This is a genomic window from Streptomyces albus subsp. albus (genome assembly GCF_000725885.1).
GTDB lineage: Bacteria > Actinomycetota > Actinomycetes > Streptomycetales > Streptomycetaceae > Streptomyces > Streptomyces albus.
On sequence record NZ_JODR01000013.1, the window covers coordinates 25,248 to 41,490 of the forward strand.

The following is a 16,243-nucleotide window of genomic DNA, read 5'->3' on the forward strand; positions in this document are numbered from 1 at the left end:
AACCAAGAGGGTGTATTCCGCATACGGCTGCGAGAACCCGCGCCCCTGAGAGAACATAGCCGCAGCTGTTCCGTGACCGGCCCCCGACGAGGGCCCGTCCACCGCACGACAACCAATCGCTCAAGGACGCCGATGACCGAGATACCGGTGGCGCTCACCGTCACCCTGTCCGTGGGGACGGCGGCTGCCGTGGCGCTCGCCCTGCTGCTGGCGCGCTCGATGCGGGAGGCCAGGCGGTTGCGTCAGCGCTCCGCCACCGCAGAGAAGGAGCTCCAGGACGCCCTGCGCCACCAAGCCGCCCTCTCCGCCCGGACCCAGGCCGTCGAGGCGGAGGTGCGGCACCTGGCGGCGAACCGTGTGCCGGACCTGGCCGCGTCCCTCGCCCACCCCCACGTGCCCGTACGCGGTCTGCTCGACCCCGGCTTCCGCGGCACCGAGCTGGACCGCTCCCTCACCGCCGTGATGGACCAGGTCGTCGACGCCGTCACCAAGGAGCGGCTGCGCATGGACAGCGCGGCCCAGTCCGCCATGCGCGGCTCCACCACCACCATCCAGGCGCTCCTCTACCAGCTCCAGAGCAAGCTCCAGGCCATGCAGGAACGCTACGACGACCCCTTCGTCGCCGAGGACCTGCTGACCGCGGACTTCCTCAACGAGCAGGCGCTGCGCCGCATCCAGGCCACCGCCATCGTCTGTGGTGCCTGGCCGGGTCTCACCCGCCAGGACTCCCACCTGGGCGACATGGTGCTGGGCGCCATGTCCCGGCTGGTCGGCTACGAGCGCGTCCAGGTCACCAACCAGCTCCGCGACCCGCTCGGCGTGGTGGCCCGCGCCGTGGAGCCGGTGGTGGTCGCCCTCGCCGAGCTCATCGCCAACGCGCTGCACTACTCCCACCCCGAACTGCCCGTCGCGGTCACCATCCAGCAGGGCAACCGGGGCGCGTCGATCATCGTGGACGACGCGGGCGTCGGTATGCACGCCGAGGAGATGGAGCGCGCCCAGCGGCTGATGAGCGGCCAGGACCCGATGCTGCTGACCGAACTGGGCGACCCGCCCCGGACCGGTTTCGCCTCCGTCGGCCAGCTGGTGCGGCAGTACGGTTTCGCCGCGTCCGTCGAGGCCTCGCCCTACGGCGGCGTACGCGCCATCGTGCACATCCCCGGCGAGCCGCTGCTGACGCTGATGGACGTCGAGAAGCAGCCCATGTCGCCGATGACGCCGCCGCCCCGCGGCAGCTCGAGCGGCGCCCCGCCGATCCCCCCGGCGCTGCCCGGGGACACCACCTCCCAGCGCCCGCCCCGGCAGCCCGAGCCGGCTCCCGCGCACGGCGAGACGGTGCAGCTGGGCACCGTTCCCGAGCGCCCCGCCGCGGACACCACCGCCACCACCGGCACCGCGCCGTCCCCGGACCGGGTGCCCGCGCCCGACGGCGACCTGCCGCGCCGGCGCCGGCGCCGCGCGGTACCCGAGGCGGCGCTCGACCAGCCGTTCGGCGGCGCGGCCGAGGCCCCGCCGCAGCCGCGGACCCAGCCGGCCGCGCCCTCCGCACCGCCGGCGCAGTCGTCGCCGGAGGAGAGCGCCGAGCGCTGGGCGGCCTTCCAGCGCGGCACCGCCTCCGGCCGCGCGGCGGCCGACGAGGGCGCCGACGACTGGCCGCACCCCTCCCAAGGCCGGCACGCCGCGCCGCCGCACGCCGCAGACCCCCACGCCGATCCCCGTTCCGCTGAAGGGAATCCGCAGGAATGACAATCCCCGCACGCAGGTCACTGAGGGACGACACCTCCTGGGTGCTGGCACCACTGCTGGACCTGCCGCACGTCATCCACGCGGCCGTCATCTCCGGAGACGGCCTGATAGAGGGTCGCTCGCCCAACCTGGAGCGGGACGCCGCGGAGGGCGTGGCCGCGATGCTCTCCGCGCTCCAGGGCGCCGCCAGGACGACGACCTCGGCGTTCGCCGGCACCTACGAGACCCGGCTGCGGCAGACCGTCGTGGAGTCCGACCAGGGCTGGGTCTTCGCGATCCCGGCCGGTGAGAACACCACTCTGGCCGTCTTCGCCGGCCCGGACGTCAACATGGGCATCGTCACCCACCAGATGCAGGTGCAGGTCGCGTCACTGGGCAAGGCCATGAACAGCCCGGCCCGGAACGACAGGGCGACATGACCCCGCCGCCCGCCGACGACAGGCGTCTGGTCCCCGCCTTCCTGGCGACGACCGGACGCGCCCGGCCCAGCCGCAACACGCTCGACCGGCTCACCGTGCTGCACGGTGCGACGGACCCGGCGACGGTCACCGGGCTGCGCCCCGAGGAGACACGGCTGCTGGAACTGCTGCGCGGCGGCGCGCTCTCGCTCGCCGAGGCCGCCGCGCACCTGCGGCTCCCGGTCAGTGTGGTCAAGGTCCTGGTGGCCGACCTGGTGGACGGGGGCCGCCTGATGGCCCGCGCTCCGATTCCCGACGCCGAACTGCCGGAGCGGCAGATTCTGGAGAAAGTTCTCAATGGTCTCCGCACACTCAAGTCCTTCTGACCCGGACAGCCCGGACGGTCCGGGCGCCCCCTCGGGGAACGGCTCCATATATCTGGACGACAAGCCGCAGACGCTGGTGAAGCTGCTGGTCGCCGGACCGTTCGGGGTCGGCAAGACGACGTTCATCCGCTCGCTGTCCGAGACCCAGCCGCTGCACACCGAGGAGGTGATGACGCAGACCGGCGCCCTGGTGGACGACCTGGCCGGGGTGCGGGACAAGACCACCACCACGGTGGCCATCGACTTCGGCCGGCTCACGCTCCCCGGCGATCTGGTGCTGTACATGTTCGGCACCCCGGGGCAGCGGCGGTTCCGCCCGCTGTGGCAGGACATCGCCCGCGGCGCCCTGGGGGCCCTGGTGCTCGCCGACACCCGGCGGCTCGCGGACTCGTTCGAGGTGATGGACATGATCGAGGAGGCGGGGCTGCGCTACGCGGTGGCCGTCAACTCGTTCCCGGACTCCCCCGCCCACCACCCCGAAACCCTCCGCGACCACCTGGACCTGCACCCGGACACCCCGCTGGTGATGTGCGACGCCCGGGACCGCGAGCAGTCCGCGGACGCCCTCATCGCACTCGTCGGCCACGTCCTGGAGGTCCTGGACCGTCAGCAGGAGGCCGGCATCGTGCCGCAGTACCAGCCACAGCCCCAGGAGACCGCGTGAGCATCCCGCCAGCGCCCGGCCGGCAGGCCGCAGACGCCCAGACCACCGGCCAGCTGCCCCCGCCGCTGGCCCGGCCGGCCCATGAGGTCACCCCGCTGTACGGTGCGGAGTTCGCGGCCGACCCGTACGCGGTCTACGAGCGGCTGCGCCGGTACGGGGCCCTCGCGCCCGTGGAGATCGCCCCCGGGGTCGGCGCCATGCTGGTGATCGACTACCGGGCGGCGCTCGACCTGCTGCACGACCCGGTCACCTGGTCCAAGGACCCGAGCGGCTGGCAGGAGACGATCCCGCAGGACTCGCAGGTGCTGCCGATGATGCGGGCCCGGCCCAACGCGCTGTTCACCGACGGCGAGATACACGCGCGGTACCGCAAGGTGATCTCCGACAGCTTCGACCGGCTGGAGCCGCACGAGGTGCGCCGCAACGTGCGGGAGGTCTCCGACCAGCTGATCGCCGAGTTCGCGCAGGACGGCGAGGTCGATCTGATCGGGCAGTACGCGCGGCTGCTGCCGCTGCTGTTCTTCAACCGGGCCTTCGGCCTGGCCGACGACCGCAGTGACCTGCTCATCCAGGGCATCGCGGGGATGTTCGACAGCAACACCCCGGAGGAGGCGGCGGCGGCCGACGCCGCCTACACCCGGTACATCACCGAGCTGACCCAGGCCAAGCAGCTGGAGCGGGGCCAGGATCTGACCTCCTGGTTCATGGACCACCCCGCGGGGCTGAGCGTCGAGGAGATCATCCAGCAGATCGTGCTGACGCTGGCCGCCAGCTACGAGCCGCTCTCCAACCTCATCGGCAACGCGCTCAGCCGGATGCTCGTGGACGACCGGTACTACCGGGACCTGTCCGGGGGCGCCCTGACCCCGCGCGACGCGCTGGCCGACGTGCTGCGCAACGAGCCGCCGATGGCCAACTACTCGGCGCACTTCCCCAAGCGGGACGTCTACTTCCACGGCCACTGGCTGCGCGCCGGCCAGCTGGTGCTGGTCAGCTATGCGGCGGCCACCACCCAGGCCGGGCGGGCCGCACCCGGGGAGAGCACCGGGGCCGCGGCGTCCGGCGGCGGCGCCCACCTGGCGTGGGCGGCGGGCCCGCACGCCTGCCCCGCACAGCAGCCGGCGCTGCTGATCGCCACCACGGCGATCGAACGGCTCACCGCGTGGCTGTCCGACATCCGGCTGTCGGTGCGCTACGACGAGCTGCGGTGGCGGCCGGGGCCCTTCCAGCGCGGGCTGGTGGCGCTGCCCGCGCACTTCAGCCCCGTCTCCCCGGAGCAGGCGAAGGGCATGACATGGCAGAACCGGGACCGATAGCCGGGCGGTCCTCGGCCTGACCCCGCCGCCGGCGGTTCTTCCCGAGCCGGAGACGGCGGGGGGCGGGCGGCCCGGAGGACAGGGCCGGGCCGCCGCTTTCCGCCGTCTCCCCGACCGGCCCGGGCCGCCCCCTCACGGCCCGGGCCACAGCCCTTCGTCCGTCAGGCTCAGCAGGTCGATGGCGTTGCCGCGCACGATCCGCTCCACCACGTCGCCGGGCAGATGGCCCATCTGGGCCTCGGCGACCTGCCGGGACTTGGGCCAGGTCGAGTCGGAGTGCGGGTAGTCCGTCTCGTAGAGGACGTTGGGGACGCCGATGGCGTCCACGTTGCGCAGGCCGAACGCGTCGTCGAAGAAGCAGCCGTAGACGTGCTCGGCGAACAGCTCCGACGGCGGGCGCAGCACCTTGTCGGCGACCCCGCCCCAGCCGCGGTTCTCCTCCCACACCACGTCGGCCCGCTCCAGGATGTACGGGATCCAGCCGATCTGGCCCTCCGCGTACATGATCTTCAGGTTGGGGAAGCGTTCGAAGACGCCGCTCATCAGCCAGTCGACCATCGAGAAGCAGCAGTTGGCGAAGGTGATCGTGGAGCCGACGGCGGGTGGCGCGTCGTCCGAGGTGGAGGGCATCCGGCTGGAGGAGCCGATGTGCATGGCGATCACGGTGCCGGTCTCGTCGCAGGCCCGCAGGAACGGGTCCCAGGCGTCGGTGTGCACGGACGGCAGACCCAGCCGGGGCGGGATCTCGGAGAAGCACACGGCCCGCACCCCGCGTTCGGCGTTGCGCCGCACCTCCGCGGCGGCCAGTTCCGCGTCCCACAGGGGTATGAGGGTGAGTGGTATCAGGCGTCCACGGGCGTCCGGACCGCACCACTCCTCGACCATCCAGTCGTTGTAGGCGCGGACCCCCAGCAGGCCCAGTTCGCGATCGGTGGCCTCGGTGAAGGTCTGGCCGCAGAAGCGGGGGAAGGTGGGGAAGCAGAGCGCCGAGGTGACGTGGTTGACGTCCATGTCGGCCAGCCGCGCGGTCACGTCGTAGGACCCGGGCCGCATCTGCTCGTAGGTGATGGCCTCCAGCCGCACCTCGTCCCTGTCGTAGCCGACCGCGGTGTCCAGCCTGGTCAGCGGGCGGTGCAGGTCCTCGTACACCCACCAGTCGGCCACCGGCCCCTCGTCGCCCGGCTCGCCCATCTTCGGGGCGAATTTTCCGCCGACGAAGGTCATCTCCTTCAGCGGGGCCCGCACGATGCGGGGGCCCACCTCGCGGTACTTGGACGGCAGCCGGTCCGTCCACACATGGGGCGGTTCGACCGTGTGGTCGTCCACCGAAATGATCCTGGGGAAGGCATCCATGCCGACCACCGTAGCTCTCATCTGACGACCCGTCAGCTAGCTGCGCGCCGCCCGCGGCCCGGCCGCCGGGCGCCCTGCCGGCCTCGCCCGAATACGAAGGCTTCGTAGAGAGGCCGGTACCCGAGCTGACGTAATCGGCATGGACAAGGCAGACTGACCCGTGCGGGGAACGGAGGAGTGCGGATAAGCAGGGGGCACACCAATGGGCGCCGGGGATCATGCGCGGAACGGAACGGAGCACCACGAGCGCCGACTTCGCTTCGCCGTGCTCGGCCCCGTACGCGCCTGGCGCGGGGACCAGCCCCTCAACCTGGGCTCCCCCCAGCAGAAGGCGCTGCTCGCCGCCCTGCTGCTGCGCGGCGGCCAGACAGCCACCGCCGAGGAACTCATCGACGCCATCTGGGGCGAGGAGCCGCCGGAACAGGCCAAGGCCGCCCTGCGCACCTACGCCTCCCGCATCCGCAAGGCCCTCGGCCCCGACGCCTCCCTCCTCGTCAGCGAATCCGGCGGCTACGCCCTGCGCACCGGGCCCGAGGCGCCGCTCGACCTGGAGACCGCGCAGGAGACCGCGCAGCGCGCCGAGAAGGCCGCCGGTGCCGGGGACCGCGCCCAGGCCCGCGAGTTGTACACCGAGGCCCTCGCCCACTGGGACGGCGAACCCCTCGCCCGCATCCCCGGCCCCTACGCGGAACACCAGCGCGTCCGCCTGGAGGAGTGGCGCCTGGGCCTGCTCGAAGTCCGGCTCGACCTCGACCTCCAGGTCGGCGGCCACGCTGAGGCCGTCAGCGAACTGACCGCGCTGACCGCGGCGCACCCGCTGCGCGAACGCTTCCGCGAGCTGCTCATGCTCGCCCTCTACCGCAGCGGCAGGCAGGCCGAGGCCCTCGCCGTCTACGCCGACACCCGCCGGCTGCTGGCCGAGGAGCTCGGCGTCGATCCGCGCCCCGAGCTGTCGGAGCTCCAGCAGCGCATCCTGGAGGCCGACGACGACCTCACCTACCAGGCCGACGAGCCCGCCACCGCCGGGCGGACCACCGTCACCCGGCCCGCCCAGCTGCCCGCCACCGTCGCCGACTTCACCGGCCGGGCCTCCTTCGTCGCCGAACTCGGCGACCAGCTCGCCCAGGCCGACGGCACCGTCATGGCCGTCTCCGCGGTCGCCGGTATCGGCGGCGTCGGCAAGACCACCCTGGCCATCCACGTCGCCCACGCCGCCGCCGACCGCTTCCCCGACGGACAGCTCTACGTCGATCTCCAGGGCGCCGGGTCCACCCCCGCCGACCCCGAAGCGGTCCTCGGCTCCTTCCTGCGCGCCCTCGGCGTCGCCGACTCGGCCATCCCCAGCGGCGTCCACGACCGCGCCGCGCTCTTCCGCTCGCTGCTCGCCGGCCGCCGCGTCCTGGCCCTCCTGGACAACGCCCGCGACGCCGCGCAGGTCCGCCCGCTGCTGCCCGGCACCGCCGGCTGCGCCGCCCTGGTCACCAGCCGGATGCGCATGGTCGATCTGGCCGGGGCGCACCTCGTCGACCTCGACGTGATGAGCCCCGACGAGGCCCTGGCCCTCTTCACCCGCATCGTCGGCGAGGAGCGGGTGCTGTCCGAACGCGACGCCGCCATGGACGTCGTCGCCGCCTGCGGATTCCTGCCGCTCGCCATCCGTATCGCCGCGGCCCGGCTCTCCGCCCGCCGCACCTGGACCGTCTCGGTGCTCGCCGCCAAACTCGCCGACGAGCGGCGCCGACTGGACGAACTCCAGGCCGGCGACCAGGCCGTCAAGGCCACCTTCGAACTCGGCTACGGGCAGCTCGACCCCGAGCAGGCCCGCGCCTTCCGGCTGATCGGCCTCGCCGAGGGACCCGACATCTCCCTGGAGGCCGCCGCCGCGCTCCTGGACCGCTCCCCCGAGGACGCCGAGGACCTGCTGGAGTCCCTCGTGGACACCTCGCTCCTCGAATCCGCCGCGCCCCGCCGCTACCGCTTCCACGATCTGGTCCGGCTGTTCGCGCGGGCCTGCGCCGAACGTGACGAGCAGCCGCCCAGCGAGTGCGACGCCGCGCTGGAGCGGCTGGTGGACTTCTACCTGGCCACGGCACGGCACGTCTTCGCCGCGGACCACCCGGGCGACCGGACCGTCGCGCACCTGGGGCCGCCCCGGCAGGAGGGGCTGGCCTTCCCCGGCCAGGAGAAGGCCCTGGAATGGCTCTTCGCGGAAGGCGAGTGCCTCATGTCCGCCGTCCGGCAGAGCGCCGACCGCGGGCTGCTGCGGCCCGCCGCGGACCTGCTGGTGGCCACCAAGGACCTGGCGGACTCGGGCATCCACTCGCTGCGGTACGAACGCGCCGCCGGCGCGGTGCGCGACGCGGCCGAGCGGGCCGGCGACAACCGCGCGGGCGCCCGCGCCCGCATCATGCTCACGCACGCCTACGCGCTCGGCGGTCGCTTCCCCGAGGCGCAGGAAGAAGCCCTGCGCGCCATGGAGCTGGGGCGGCTGGCCGGTGATCCGGTCTCCACCTCCTACGCACCCAACGACCTGGGCATCATCAGCACCTACCTCGGCCGGTACCACGAGGCGGAGAAGCATCTGGAACAGGCCATCGAGGCGTTCCGCGCGGACCGCAACCGGCCGTCCGAGGCGAGCGCGCTGTGCAATCTGTCCCGGGTGCACATCGCGCTGGGTCTGCACGACAGCGCCATCGAGCTGGCCAAACGGGGTGTGACCATCTACGAGGAGATGGACAGCACCCTGCGGATGGCGAACGCGCGCTATTCGCTCGGCTGCGCCCTCTCCCAGGCGGGCCGGGTGACCGAGGGGCTGCGCGATCTGATGATCGCCCGGCAGATCTTCCACGACAGCCGGCAGTCGCTGTGGGAGGGCGTCACCCACTACCGCATCGCCGAGGCCCATCTGCTGGACGGCGACGCCGCCCGTGCGGCCAGCCACGCCGAGCAGGCCATCGCGCTGCGGGTCATCGGCGGCGAGTGGCGCAGGGGCACCGTGCTGGTGGTGCTGGGCAAGGCGCTGTCGCAGCTGGGGCAGTTCGGCCGCGCGCGGGCCTGTCTGACCGAGGCGTCCACGATCTTCGACTCCCTGGACGCGCCGGAGGCGGCGGAGGTCCGCGACCTGCTGACCCTCGTACCCGACCGCTGAACGCCCGGCGTACAAGTCGTTCATCATTCGTTTATCGCCGTGGGCGATGCTCTTATCCAACGATCCGCCGCGTCGGGGGGCAGGCGGGTCAGGGGGGAAGCCGCTGCCCTGTACGGTGAGCGGCCGTAACACACCCGTCCGGCGGTCCACGGGGGAGCCGCTGGGCGGGTGGCCGTCGCACCACCGTTCACGTCGAGGAGCTAGCCACCATGGCCACTCACGAGCAGACAGAAGAGAAGCCGAGCCGAACGACCACCACCGGGACCGAGAACAACCACGGGACGAGCGTGCCGAGCCCGGACAACAACCACGGCACCTCCGAGCCCGTGAGCGTCCAGAACAACCACGGCACCATCCGTCCCGAGGTCGCCCAGAACAACCACGGCACGGCCCTTCCCGAGGCACTGCAGAACAATCACGGCACCGCCCGTCCCGAGGTTCTGCAGAACAACCACGGCACCATACGTCCCGAGGTGCCGGCCGAGGAGCAGGAAGCCACCGCCCGCTGAGGCGGGCGTTTCGCACGGGGGGAGACGCGGGCTGCCATCGACGGCGTAGAGGGGGAGCCGTCGATGGTGGCCCGCGCGGTTTACCGCCCGGCGCCCCGGGGCCGTCGTCGTTCATGAGTGGCCGACGAGCGGCGGTCGACGGAGGCGGGGCGCAAGGTGGGTAGCTACTAACCAGCAACGCCCGGAAGAGAACCGAACACAACGGCCGATCCCCTGGAGTTCATCGTGACTGTCCTGAAGAGAATCCTCGCCGCGTCCGCCCTCGCCGCCGCCGTGCTCGGCGGGCTCGCCGGGCCCGCACTGGCCGACAGCACGGCGCCGTCGGCGTCGGCGGGCCATGTCGTGACCACCGTCGGGATCGACAACAACCACTCCAGCTGACACGGCACCCGCACGTCACACGGTGGGGCCGCCCCTGGGAAGGGGGCGGCCCCACCGGCTTCTCCCCCCAGGCTCCCCGGCTCCCCGTCCCGCTCAGCTTCCTGGGCCCTCCCGGCCGCGTTCGGGCAGACGGGTCCTTTCGCGCAGGCGGGTCTTGAGGACCTTGCCGCCCGCGTTGCGGGGGAGTTCGGGGACGAACTCGACCTCCCGGGGGACCTTGTAGTTGGCCATCTCGCGGCGGGACCAGGCGATCAGGTCGTCGGCGGTGACGGTCGCGCCCGGGTGGCGGACGGCGTAGGCCTTGGCGACCTCGCCCAGGCGCGGGTCCGGGATGCCGACGACGGCCGCCTCCGCGATGCCCGGATGGTGGGCCAGCACCTGTTCGATCTCGGCCGGGTAGGCGTTGAAGCCGCCGACGATGAACATGTCCTTGATGCGGTCGGTGATGCGCAGATTGCCGTCGGCGTCCAGCACGCCGACGTCGCCGGTGCGCAGCCAGCCGTCCGGGGTGAGGACCTTCGCCGTCTCCTCGGGTTCCTCGAAGTAGCCGGACATGACGTGGTAGCCGCGCACCAGGACCTCGCCGGGTTCGCCGGGCGGCAGCGGGGTGCCGTCGGGAGCGGCGACCCGTACCTCGGTGCCGGGGATGGCCCGCCCCGAGGTGGCGGCGACGGTCTTCGCGGGGTCGCCGCGGCGGCACATGGTGACGGTGCCGGACGCCTCGGTCAGCCCGTAGGCGGTCAGTACGGTGCCGACCTCCAGCTCGGCGCGCAGCCGCTCCACCAGTTCCAGGGGGACGACGGCGGCGCCGGTGACGACGAGCCGCAGTGCGGACAGGTCGTGCCGGTGGCGGGCCGGGTGGTCCAGGACGGACTGGTGGAGGGTGGGGGGTCCGGGCAGCACGGTGACGCGTTCGGCGGCGATGTGGGCCAGCGCGGTCTCCACGCTGAAGACGGGCTGCGGGATCATCGTGGCGCCGCGCAGCAGGCAGGCGATGACGCCGGCCTTGTAGCCGAAGGTGTGGAAGAACGGGTTGACGATCAGATAGCGGTCGCCCTCGGTGAGTCCCGCCAGTTCGCTCCAGGTGCGGTAGACGCGCACGGTCTGTTCGTGGGTGATGACCGCGCCCTTGGGGTGCCCGGTGGTGCCGGAGGTGAAGGTGATGTCGGAGGGGTCGCCGGGGGCGATGCTCCCCGCCCGCTCCCGTACGGCCTCCACCGGAACGTCCGCGCCGCGCGCCAGGAAGGCGGGCCAGGTGGTGAAGGTCTCGGGTGCGTCGGAGGCCAGGACCACGACCTCGCGCAGGTGCGGCAGCCCGGGCAGCGGGCCCGCACCGGGGCCTTCGGCGGCGGTACGGCGCAGGGCGGCCACGTACGAGGTGCCCAGGAAGGTGCCGGTGACGAACAGCAGCCGGGCCCGGGTCCTGGCCAGCACATAGGCGGCTTCCCGCCCCTTGAACCGGGTGTTGAGCGGGACGAGGACGCCGCCGGCGGTGACGGCGCCGAGAGCCGCGACGATCCAGTCGAGGGTGTTGGGCGCCCAGACGGCCACCCGGTCGCCGGGCTCCAGCCCGTGGGCGAGGCAGGCCGCCGCCGCCTCCTCCACCCGCCGGCCGAGCTCGGCGTAGGTGAGCCGGGTGCGCCCTTCGACGACGGCTTCGCGGGGCCCGAAGCGGGCCGCGGCGTCCTGGACGAGAGCCGGGACGGTGCCGGGGGCGGGCCGGTCCCGCCCTGTGGTGCCGTTCGCGGGTGACGGGGCCGGGTCGCTCACCGTGCGCCTCCTCCTGCCGTGCCGGCGGGCCAACCGCCGCGGCCCGCTGGGCGTGGCCGGACGGTGCTCGGTCAGGCACCGGGACCTGACACACCGTCAGGTTAGCTGTAGCCTCCCGCACTGTCAGCAGCGATGCAGCGATCAGGTCGCCAGAGGGAGGACGCCATGAAGGACGCCACGGCGATCGTCGGGATAGGACAGACGCCGTTCGCCAAACAGCTCCCCGAATCCGAGAAGACCCTCGCCTGCCGCGCGATCCTGGCCGCGCTCGACGACGCCGGGATCGCCCCCCACGAGGTGGACGCCTTCGCCTCGTACACCATGGAGGAGACCGACGAGGTCGAGGTCGCCAAGGCCATCGGCGCCGGCGATGTGACCTTCTTCTCCAAGGTCGGCTACGGCGGCGGCGGTTCGTGCGCCACCGTCGCCCACCTGGCGGCGGCCATCGCCACCGGCCAGGCCACCGTCGGGGTCGCCTGGCGGTCCCGCAAACGCGGCTCGGGAGCCCGCCCCTGGAAGAACACCACCGTGCAGTTGCCGACACCCGCGCAGTGGACGCGGCCGTTCGGCCTGCTGCGGCCGGCCGACGAGATCGGCATGCTCGCCCGCCGCTACATGCACGAGTACGGCGCCACCCGCGACCACCTGTTCAACGTGGCCCTGGCCTGCCGCAACCGTGCCAACCAGAACCCGGCCGCGATGATGTACGAGAGGCCGCTCACCCGCGAGATGTACATGACGGCCCGCTGGATCAGCGAGCCCCTGTGCCTGTTCGACAACTGCCTGGAGACCGACGGCGCACTGGCCTGCGTCCTGGTCTCCGCCGACCGGGCCCGCGACTGCCGCCGCCGCCCCGTCTACGTGCACGCCGCCGCGCAGGGCCTGCCCGCCCAGCACCACGGCATGGTCAACTACTGGAACGACGACCCGCTGCGCGGACCCGCCTGGACCGCGGCGCAACAACTGTGGAAACACGCCGACTTCTGTCCACAGGATGTGGATGTCGCCCAGATCTACGACGCGTTCACCGTGCTGATCCCGCTCTCGCTGGAGGGCTACGGCTTCTGCGGACGCGGCGAGGGGGCGGCCTTCACCGAGGGCGGCGCACTGGAGATCGGCGGACGGCTGCCGCTCAACACCTCCGGCGGCGGACTGAGCGAAGCGTACGTGCACGGCTTCAACCTGATCACCGAAGGGGTGCGGCAACTGCGCGGCACCTCCACCGCACAGGTGCCCGACGCCGCCACCTGCCTGGTGACGGCGGGCGAGGGCGTACCCACTTCCGCGCTGCTGCTGAGGAGCTGAGGACGATGAGCGCACCGACGGCACCGACAGCCCTGACAGCCCTCACGAAGGACGGGCTGCTGCTGCCGGTCCCCGACGACGACGGCGCACCGTTCTGGTCGTACGCCGCCGCCGGTGAACTGCGCGTACAGGCGTGCGCCGGCTGCGGCACACGCCGCTTCCCGCCGCGGCCGTGCTGCCCGCGCTGCCAGTCCTTCGACACCGAGTGGCAGCGCATGAGCGGGCGCGGCCGGATCTGGTCATACGTGATCGCCCATCCGCCGCTGCTGCCCGGCTACGCGAGGACCGCGCCCTACGACGTGCTCGTGGTGGAACTGGCCGACGACCCCGCCATCCGGCTGGTGGGCAACCTGGTCGCCGCGCCGGACGCGCCGCTGGGTTCCGTGCCCGCCGCCAGACTGCGCATCGGCGCCCCGGTCAAGGCCGTCTTCCCGGTGCTCGGCGAGGGCGAGAACCGGGTGACGGTGGTGCGCTGGATGCTGGAGCGCCCGTGAGCATCCGCCTGTCCGTACGGGACGGGGTCGCGACGGTGACGCTCGACCGCCCCGAGAAGCACAACGCGCTCGACCTGGCCGACGCCCGCGAATTGGGCCGGGTGTGGCAGCGGCTGCGGACCGACGCCGCCGTCCGGGCCGCGGTGGTGACCGGCGCCGGCTCCCGGGCGTTCTGCACCGGCATCGACCGGGACGCGGTCGCCGACCCGGACGCCGTGCCGCAGCCGCACTCGCCGTTCGCCGTCGAGGACCCGCTGCTGCGGATCGGCCCCAAGAGCAACGACCTGTGGATCCCCGTACTGGCCGCCGTCGAGGGGATGGCCTGCGGCGGCGCCTTCTACCTGCTGGGCGAGGCGGAGTTCCTGATCGCCACGGAGGAGTCCGTCTTCTTCGACCCGCACACCACCTACGGCATGGTCAGCGCCTACGAGGCCATGGGGATGGCGCAGCGGATGCCGTTCGGCGAGGTGGCGCGGATGGCACTGATGGGCACGGCCGAACGGATCTCCGGGCGGCGCGCGTACGAGACGGGGCTGGTCTCCGAACTGGCCCCGCCCGGCGGGGCACTGGAGGCGGCACTGCGCTGCGCCCGGGTGCTGGCCGGCTATCCGCCGGCCGCGGTGCAGGGCACGGTGCGGGCCGTGTGGGCGGCCAGGGAAGCGGCCCGCGAACGGGCCATGGCCCACGCCCCGTCCCTGATCGCCCTCGGCAACCTGCCGCCGGACCGGCAGACGGACCTCTTCCACGGCCGGCCGCGGGGCGCCCACAGCGCCCCGCGCATCCGCTGAGGCCCGGCCGCCCCGTCGTGAGGAGACGAGGGTCCCCCTCACGACGGGGCGGGACGGGCCTCGCCGGGGGCGTGGGCGTACCCAGGGGCAGGACGGCACCGCCAGGAGAGGGGGGAGGGCGTTCCCAAGCAGCGGGCCCCACCTTCCCGAAGGGCGGGGCCTCGCCTCCGGTTGGCACGGGCCCCACCTCCCCGAGGCGCGGGCTTCACCTCCCCCGGGGCACGGGCCTCACCTCCCCGAGGCACCGGCCCCGCCTCCCCCGAGGCACGGGCCCCCAGGCACCGGCCCCGCGTTGCCGCGTCGGCCCGAAGGGGGCCGGCACGGGAGACGGTTCAGACGAGCAGGACGCGGCGACCGCGCGCGTGGCCGGCCTGGCTGTCGGCGTGCGCCGCCGCGGCCTCGGCCAGCGGGTACGACTTCTCGACCGGGATGTGGAGCTTCCCCCGCGAGATGAGGTCCACCGCCTCGGCCAGCGCCGCCGGAACGCTCCCGGCCACACCGGAGAAGCGGACACCGGACCGGGGCGCGTCCAGATCGGCGATGGAGACGACCTTGTGCGGGTCTCCCGTCAGCTCGACGAGTTCGCGGATCACCCCGGAGCCGGCCAGGTCGAGGGCCGTGTCGACGGGGCCGAGCTGCCGCACCCGCTCGACCCAGCCCTCACCGTAGGTGGTGGCCCGGGCGCCCAGGCTGCGCAGATAGTCCTGGTTGGCGGCTCCGGCCGTGCCGATCACCGGGATGCCGCGCTCGCGGGCGATCTGCAAGACCGCCGAGCCGACTCCCCCGGACGCGCCGCTGACCAGCAGCGTGTGCCCGGGCCGCGCGCCGACCTCGCTGAGGATGCGCAGCGCGGTCTCCACCACCGAGGGGTATCCGGCCGCCTCTTCGAAGCTCAGCCCCTCGGGCATCCGGGCCCAGGCCGTCAGCACGGCGAACTCGGCGTAGGTGCTCGCGCCTTCGCCGAACACCCGGTCGCCGACCGCGACCCCTTCGACGCCCTCGCCGACCTCGTCCACCACCCCGGAGGCGTCCAGCCCGACGCCGGAGGGCAGCGCGATCGGATGGGCGGAGAGGACCTGGCCCTCACGGATGCGCCAGTCGACGGGGTTGACGCCCGCCGCCCGTACGGCGATGCGTATGCGGCCGGGGCCCGCGTGGGGCTCCTCGGCGTCCACGAGTCGGAGCACTTCGGGGCCGCCGAACTCGGCGAAGATCACTTTTTTCATACCGGCACCGTAACACTAACCGTTAGGTTTTCCTGCCCGTTAGTTTTTCCTCACTGTTGTGATTTCGCATTTGATAGGGTCCAGCCCATGACCGTGCCGACCGGACGACGTGAGCGCAAGAAGGCCGCGACCCGCCGGAAGATCGCCGACACGGCCCTGCGGCTCTTCCTGGAGCGCGGCTACGACGCGGTGGGCATCCGCGAGGTGGCCGCCGAGGCGGACGTGGCCGTCACCACCGTCTTCTCCCACTTCGCCTCGAAAGAGGCCCTGGTCTTCGAACAGGACGAGGGCTTCGAACAGCGCCTCGCGCAGGCGGTCACGAACCGGGCGCCGGACGAGCCCCTCATCCCCGCGCTGCGCCGCGAGGTCCTGGCCCTGGTGCGCCACTGCACGGCGGACGGCGCCGCCCCGATCCAGCGCATGATCGCCGCGTCACCCGCTCTGCGGCAGTACGAGGACTCGATGCGGCTGCGCCACGCGGAGTCGCTGGCGGCGGCCGTCGCCGCCGACCCCGCCCTGGCACGGACCGGCACGGTCTGCCGGACACTGGCCCGGTTCGTGGTCGACGCCTACGCGCTGGCCCGCGAGGCGGACGACCCGGACGCCGCGGTGGACGAGATCTTCCGCATGATCGAGGCCGCCTGGGAAGTCACCGCGCCCTCCAGGTAGCGCGGCGGCCGGGGCCGCAGGACACGCACGGGCGGTCATGCGAACGCCCCCGCCAGGAGGTGGGGGCGTTCGCGGGAGCAGGGGCGGGGC

At 73.0% G+C, this 16,243-nt stretch carries 15 protein-coding genes; 12 read left to right on the forward strand and 3 right to left on the reverse strand.

Annotation, left to right across the window (positions count from 1 at the left end):
- The first annotated feature begins 132 nt into the window (after positions 1 to 132).
- The 5 genes from IO40_RS0115605 to IO40_RS0115625 are packed head-to-tail and all read left to right on the forward strand — an operon-like array spanning position 133 to position 4,510.
- On the forward strand, positions 133 to 1,746 hold the full coding sequence (locus IO40_RS0115605; RefSeq protein ID WP_031175585.1) for an ATP-binding protein: 1,614 nt from the start codon (positions 133 to 135) through the stop codon (positions 1,744 to 1,746).
- Positions 1,743 to 2,165, forward strand: a complete 423-nt coding sequence (locus tag IO40_RS0115610; RefSeq protein WP_016472524.1) for a roadblock/LC7 domain-containing protein — start codon at positions 1,743 to 1,745, stop codon at positions 2,163 to 2,165. Before IO40_RS0115605 ends, IO40_RS0115610 begins: the two co-directional genes overlap by 4 nt.
- A complete protein-coding gene (locus tag IO40_RS0115615) occupies positions 2,162 to 2,530 on the forward strand; it encodes a DUF742 domain-containing protein (RefSeq protein WP_016472523.1) in 369 nt (122 codons plus the stop codon). The genes IO40_RS0115610 and IO40_RS0115615 overlap by 4 nt, the downstream gene beginning before the upstream one ends.
- Entirely contained in the window at positions 2,502 to 3,194 is a 693-nt protein-coding gene (locus tag IO40_RS33595; protein ID WP_031175586.1) for a GTP-binding protein, read from the forward strand. The genes IO40_RS0115615 and IO40_RS33595 overlap by 29 nt, the downstream gene beginning before the upstream one ends.
- Positions 3,191 to 4,510 (forward strand): cytochrome P450 family protein, encoded by a 1,320-nt coding sequence (locus IO40_RS0115625; RefSeq protein ID WP_031175587.1) that lies wholly within the window; start codon positions 3,191 to 3,193, stop codon positions 4,508 to 4,510. The genes IO40_RS33595 and IO40_RS0115625 overlap by 4 nt, the downstream gene beginning before the upstream one ends.
- Positions 4,511 to 4,642: 132 nt before the next feature.
- Here the strand turns inward: IO40_RS0115625 and IO40_RS0115630 are convergent, their stop codons facing one another.
- Positions 4,643 to 5,863, reverse strand: a complete 1,221-nt coding sequence (locus tag IO40_RS0115630) for an amidohydrolase family protein (RefSeq protein ID WP_031175588.1) — start codon at positions 5,861 to 5,863, stop codon at positions 4,643 to 4,645.
- A 202-nt stretch (positions 5,864 to 6,065) separates the two neighbouring features.
- Between IO40_RS0115630 and afsR the strand changes: the two genes are divergently transcribed.
- The 3 genes from afsR to IO40_RS37650 all read left to right on the forward strand — a co-directional run bounded on the left by afsR (position 6,066) and on the right by IO40_RS37650 (position 9,901).
- Complete coding sequence (afsR, locus tag IO40_RS0115635) at positions 6,066 to 9,011, forward strand: SARP-family global regulator AfsR (protein WP_031175589.1); 2,946 nt, start codon at positions 6,066 to 6,068, stop codon at positions 9,009 to 9,011.
- A gap of 209 nt (positions 9,012 to 9,220) precedes the next feature.
- The gene (locus IO40_RS0115640) at positions 9,221 to 9,520 is read left to right on the forward strand and encodes a hypothetical protein (RefSeq protein ID WP_016472518.1); all 300 of its coding nucleotides are present in this window, start codon (positions 9,221 to 9,223) and stop codon (positions 9,518 to 9,520) included.
- Positions 9,521 to 9,745: 225 nt separating this feature from the next.
- Positions 9,746 to 9,901 carry a VENN motif pre-toxin domain-containing protein gene (locus IO40_RS37650; protein ID WP_016472517.1) on the forward strand — a complete coding sequence of 52 codons (156 nt, stop codon included), beginning with the start codon at positions 9,746 to 9,748 and terminating at the stop codon, positions 9,899 to 9,901.
- Positions 9,902 to 9,994: 93 nt separating this feature from the next.
- Here IO40_RS37650 and IO40_RS0115650 read toward each other — a convergent pair whose 3' ends face one another.
- On the reverse strand, positions 9,995 to 11,671 hold the full coding sequence (locus tag IO40_RS0115650; RefSeq protein WP_031175590.1) for a FadD3 family acyl-CoA ligase: 1,677 nt from the start codon (positions 11,669 to 11,671) through the stop codon (positions 9,995 to 9,997).
- Between the two features lie 165 nt (positions 11,672 to 11,836).
- Here IO40_RS0115650 and IO40_RS0115655 point away from each other — a divergent pair, with 165 nt between their 5' ends.
- The 3 genes from IO40_RS0115655 to IO40_RS0115665 are packed head-to-tail and all read left to right on the forward strand — an operon-like array spanning position 11,837 to position 14,258.
- On the forward strand, positions 11,837 to 12,976 hold the full coding sequence (locus IO40_RS0115655; RefSeq protein WP_016472515.1) for a lipid-transfer protein: 1,140 nt from the start codon (positions 11,837 to 11,839) through the stop codon (positions 12,974 to 12,976).
- A 5-nt stretch (positions 12,977 to 12,981) separates the two neighbouring features.
- The gene (locus IO40_RS0115660) at positions 12,982 to 13,470 is read left to right on the forward strand and encodes a Zn-ribbon domain-containing OB-fold protein (RefSeq protein WP_041969141.1); all 489 of its coding nucleotides are present in this window, start codon (positions 12,982 to 12,984) and stop codon (positions 13,468 to 13,470) included.
- Positions 13,467 to 14,258, forward strand: a complete 792-nt coding sequence (locus IO40_RS0115665) for an enoyl-CoA hydratase/isomerase family protein (protein ID WP_031175592.1) — start codon at positions 13,467 to 13,469, stop codon at positions 14,256 to 14,258. The genes IO40_RS0115660 and IO40_RS0115665 overlap by 4 nt, the downstream gene beginning before the upstream one ends.
- A 332-nt stretch (positions 14,259 to 14,590) precedes the next feature.
- Here the strand turns inward: IO40_RS0115665 and IO40_RS0115670 are convergent, their stop codons facing one another.
- A complete protein-coding gene (locus tag IO40_RS0115670; protein ID WP_031175593.1) occupies positions 14,591 to 15,484 on the reverse strand; it encodes an NADP-dependent oxidoreductase in 894 nt (297 codons plus the stop codon).
- An 87-nt stretch (positions 15,485 to 15,571) separates the two neighbouring features.
- On the opposite strand from IO40_RS0115670, the gene IO40_RS0115675 reads away from it, so the two are divergent.
- The gene (locus IO40_RS0115675) at positions 15,572 to 16,153 is read left to right on the forward strand and encodes a TetR/AcrR family transcriptional regulator (protein ID WP_016472511.1); all 582 of its coding nucleotides are present in this window, start codon (positions 15,572 to 15,574) and stop codon (positions 16,151 to 16,153) included.
- Positions 16,154 to 16,243: the final 90 nt, after the last annotated feature.

Excerpts from the sequence above, each read along its gene's own strand:
- IO40_RS0115605 (WP_031175585.1), top strand. The coding sequence starts at position 133 with ATGACCGAGATACCGGTGGCGCTCACCGTCACCCTGTCCGTGGGGACG.
- IO40_RS0115610 (WP_016472524.1), top strand. The coding sequence starts at position 1,743 with ATGACAATCCCCGCACGCAGGTCACTGAGGGACGACACCTCCTGGGTG.
- IO40_RS0115615 (WP_016472523.1), top strand. The coding sequence starts at position 2,162 with ATGACCCCGCCGCCCGCCGACGACAGGCGTCTGGTCCCCGCCTTCCTG.
- IO40_RS33595 (WP_031175586.1), top strand. The coding sequence starts at position 2,502 with ATGGTCTCCGCACACTCAAGTCCTTCTGACCCGGACAGCCCGGACGGT.
- IO40_RS0115630 (WP_031175588.1), bottom strand. The coding sequence starts at position 5,863 with ATGGATGCCTTCCCCAGGATCATTTCGGTGGACGACCACACGGTCGAA.
- afsR (WP_031175589.1), top strand. The coding sequence starts at position 6,066 with ATGGGCGCCGGGGATCATGCGCGGAACGGAACGGAGCACCACGAGCGC.
- IO40_RS0115640 (WP_016472518.1), top strand. The coding sequence starts at position 9,221 with ATGGCCACTCACGAGCAGACAGAAGAGAAGCCGAGCCGAACGACCACC.
- IO40_RS0115655 (WP_016472515.1), top strand. The coding sequence starts at position 11,837 with ATGAAGGACGCCACGGCGATCGTCGGGATAGGACAGACGCCGTTCGCC.
- IO40_RS0115660 (WP_041969141.1), top strand. The coding sequence starts at position 12,982 with ATGAGCGCACCGACGGCACCGACAGCCCTGACAGCCCTCACGAAGGAC.
- IO40_RS0115670 (WP_031175593.1), bottom strand. The coding sequence starts at position 15,484 with ATGAAAAAAGTGATCTTCGCCGAGTTCGGCGGCCCCGAAGTGCTCCGA.
- IO40_RS0115675 (WP_016472511.1), top strand. The coding sequence starts at position 15,572 with ATGACCGTGCCGACCGGACGACGTGAGCGCAAGAAGGCCGCGACCCGC.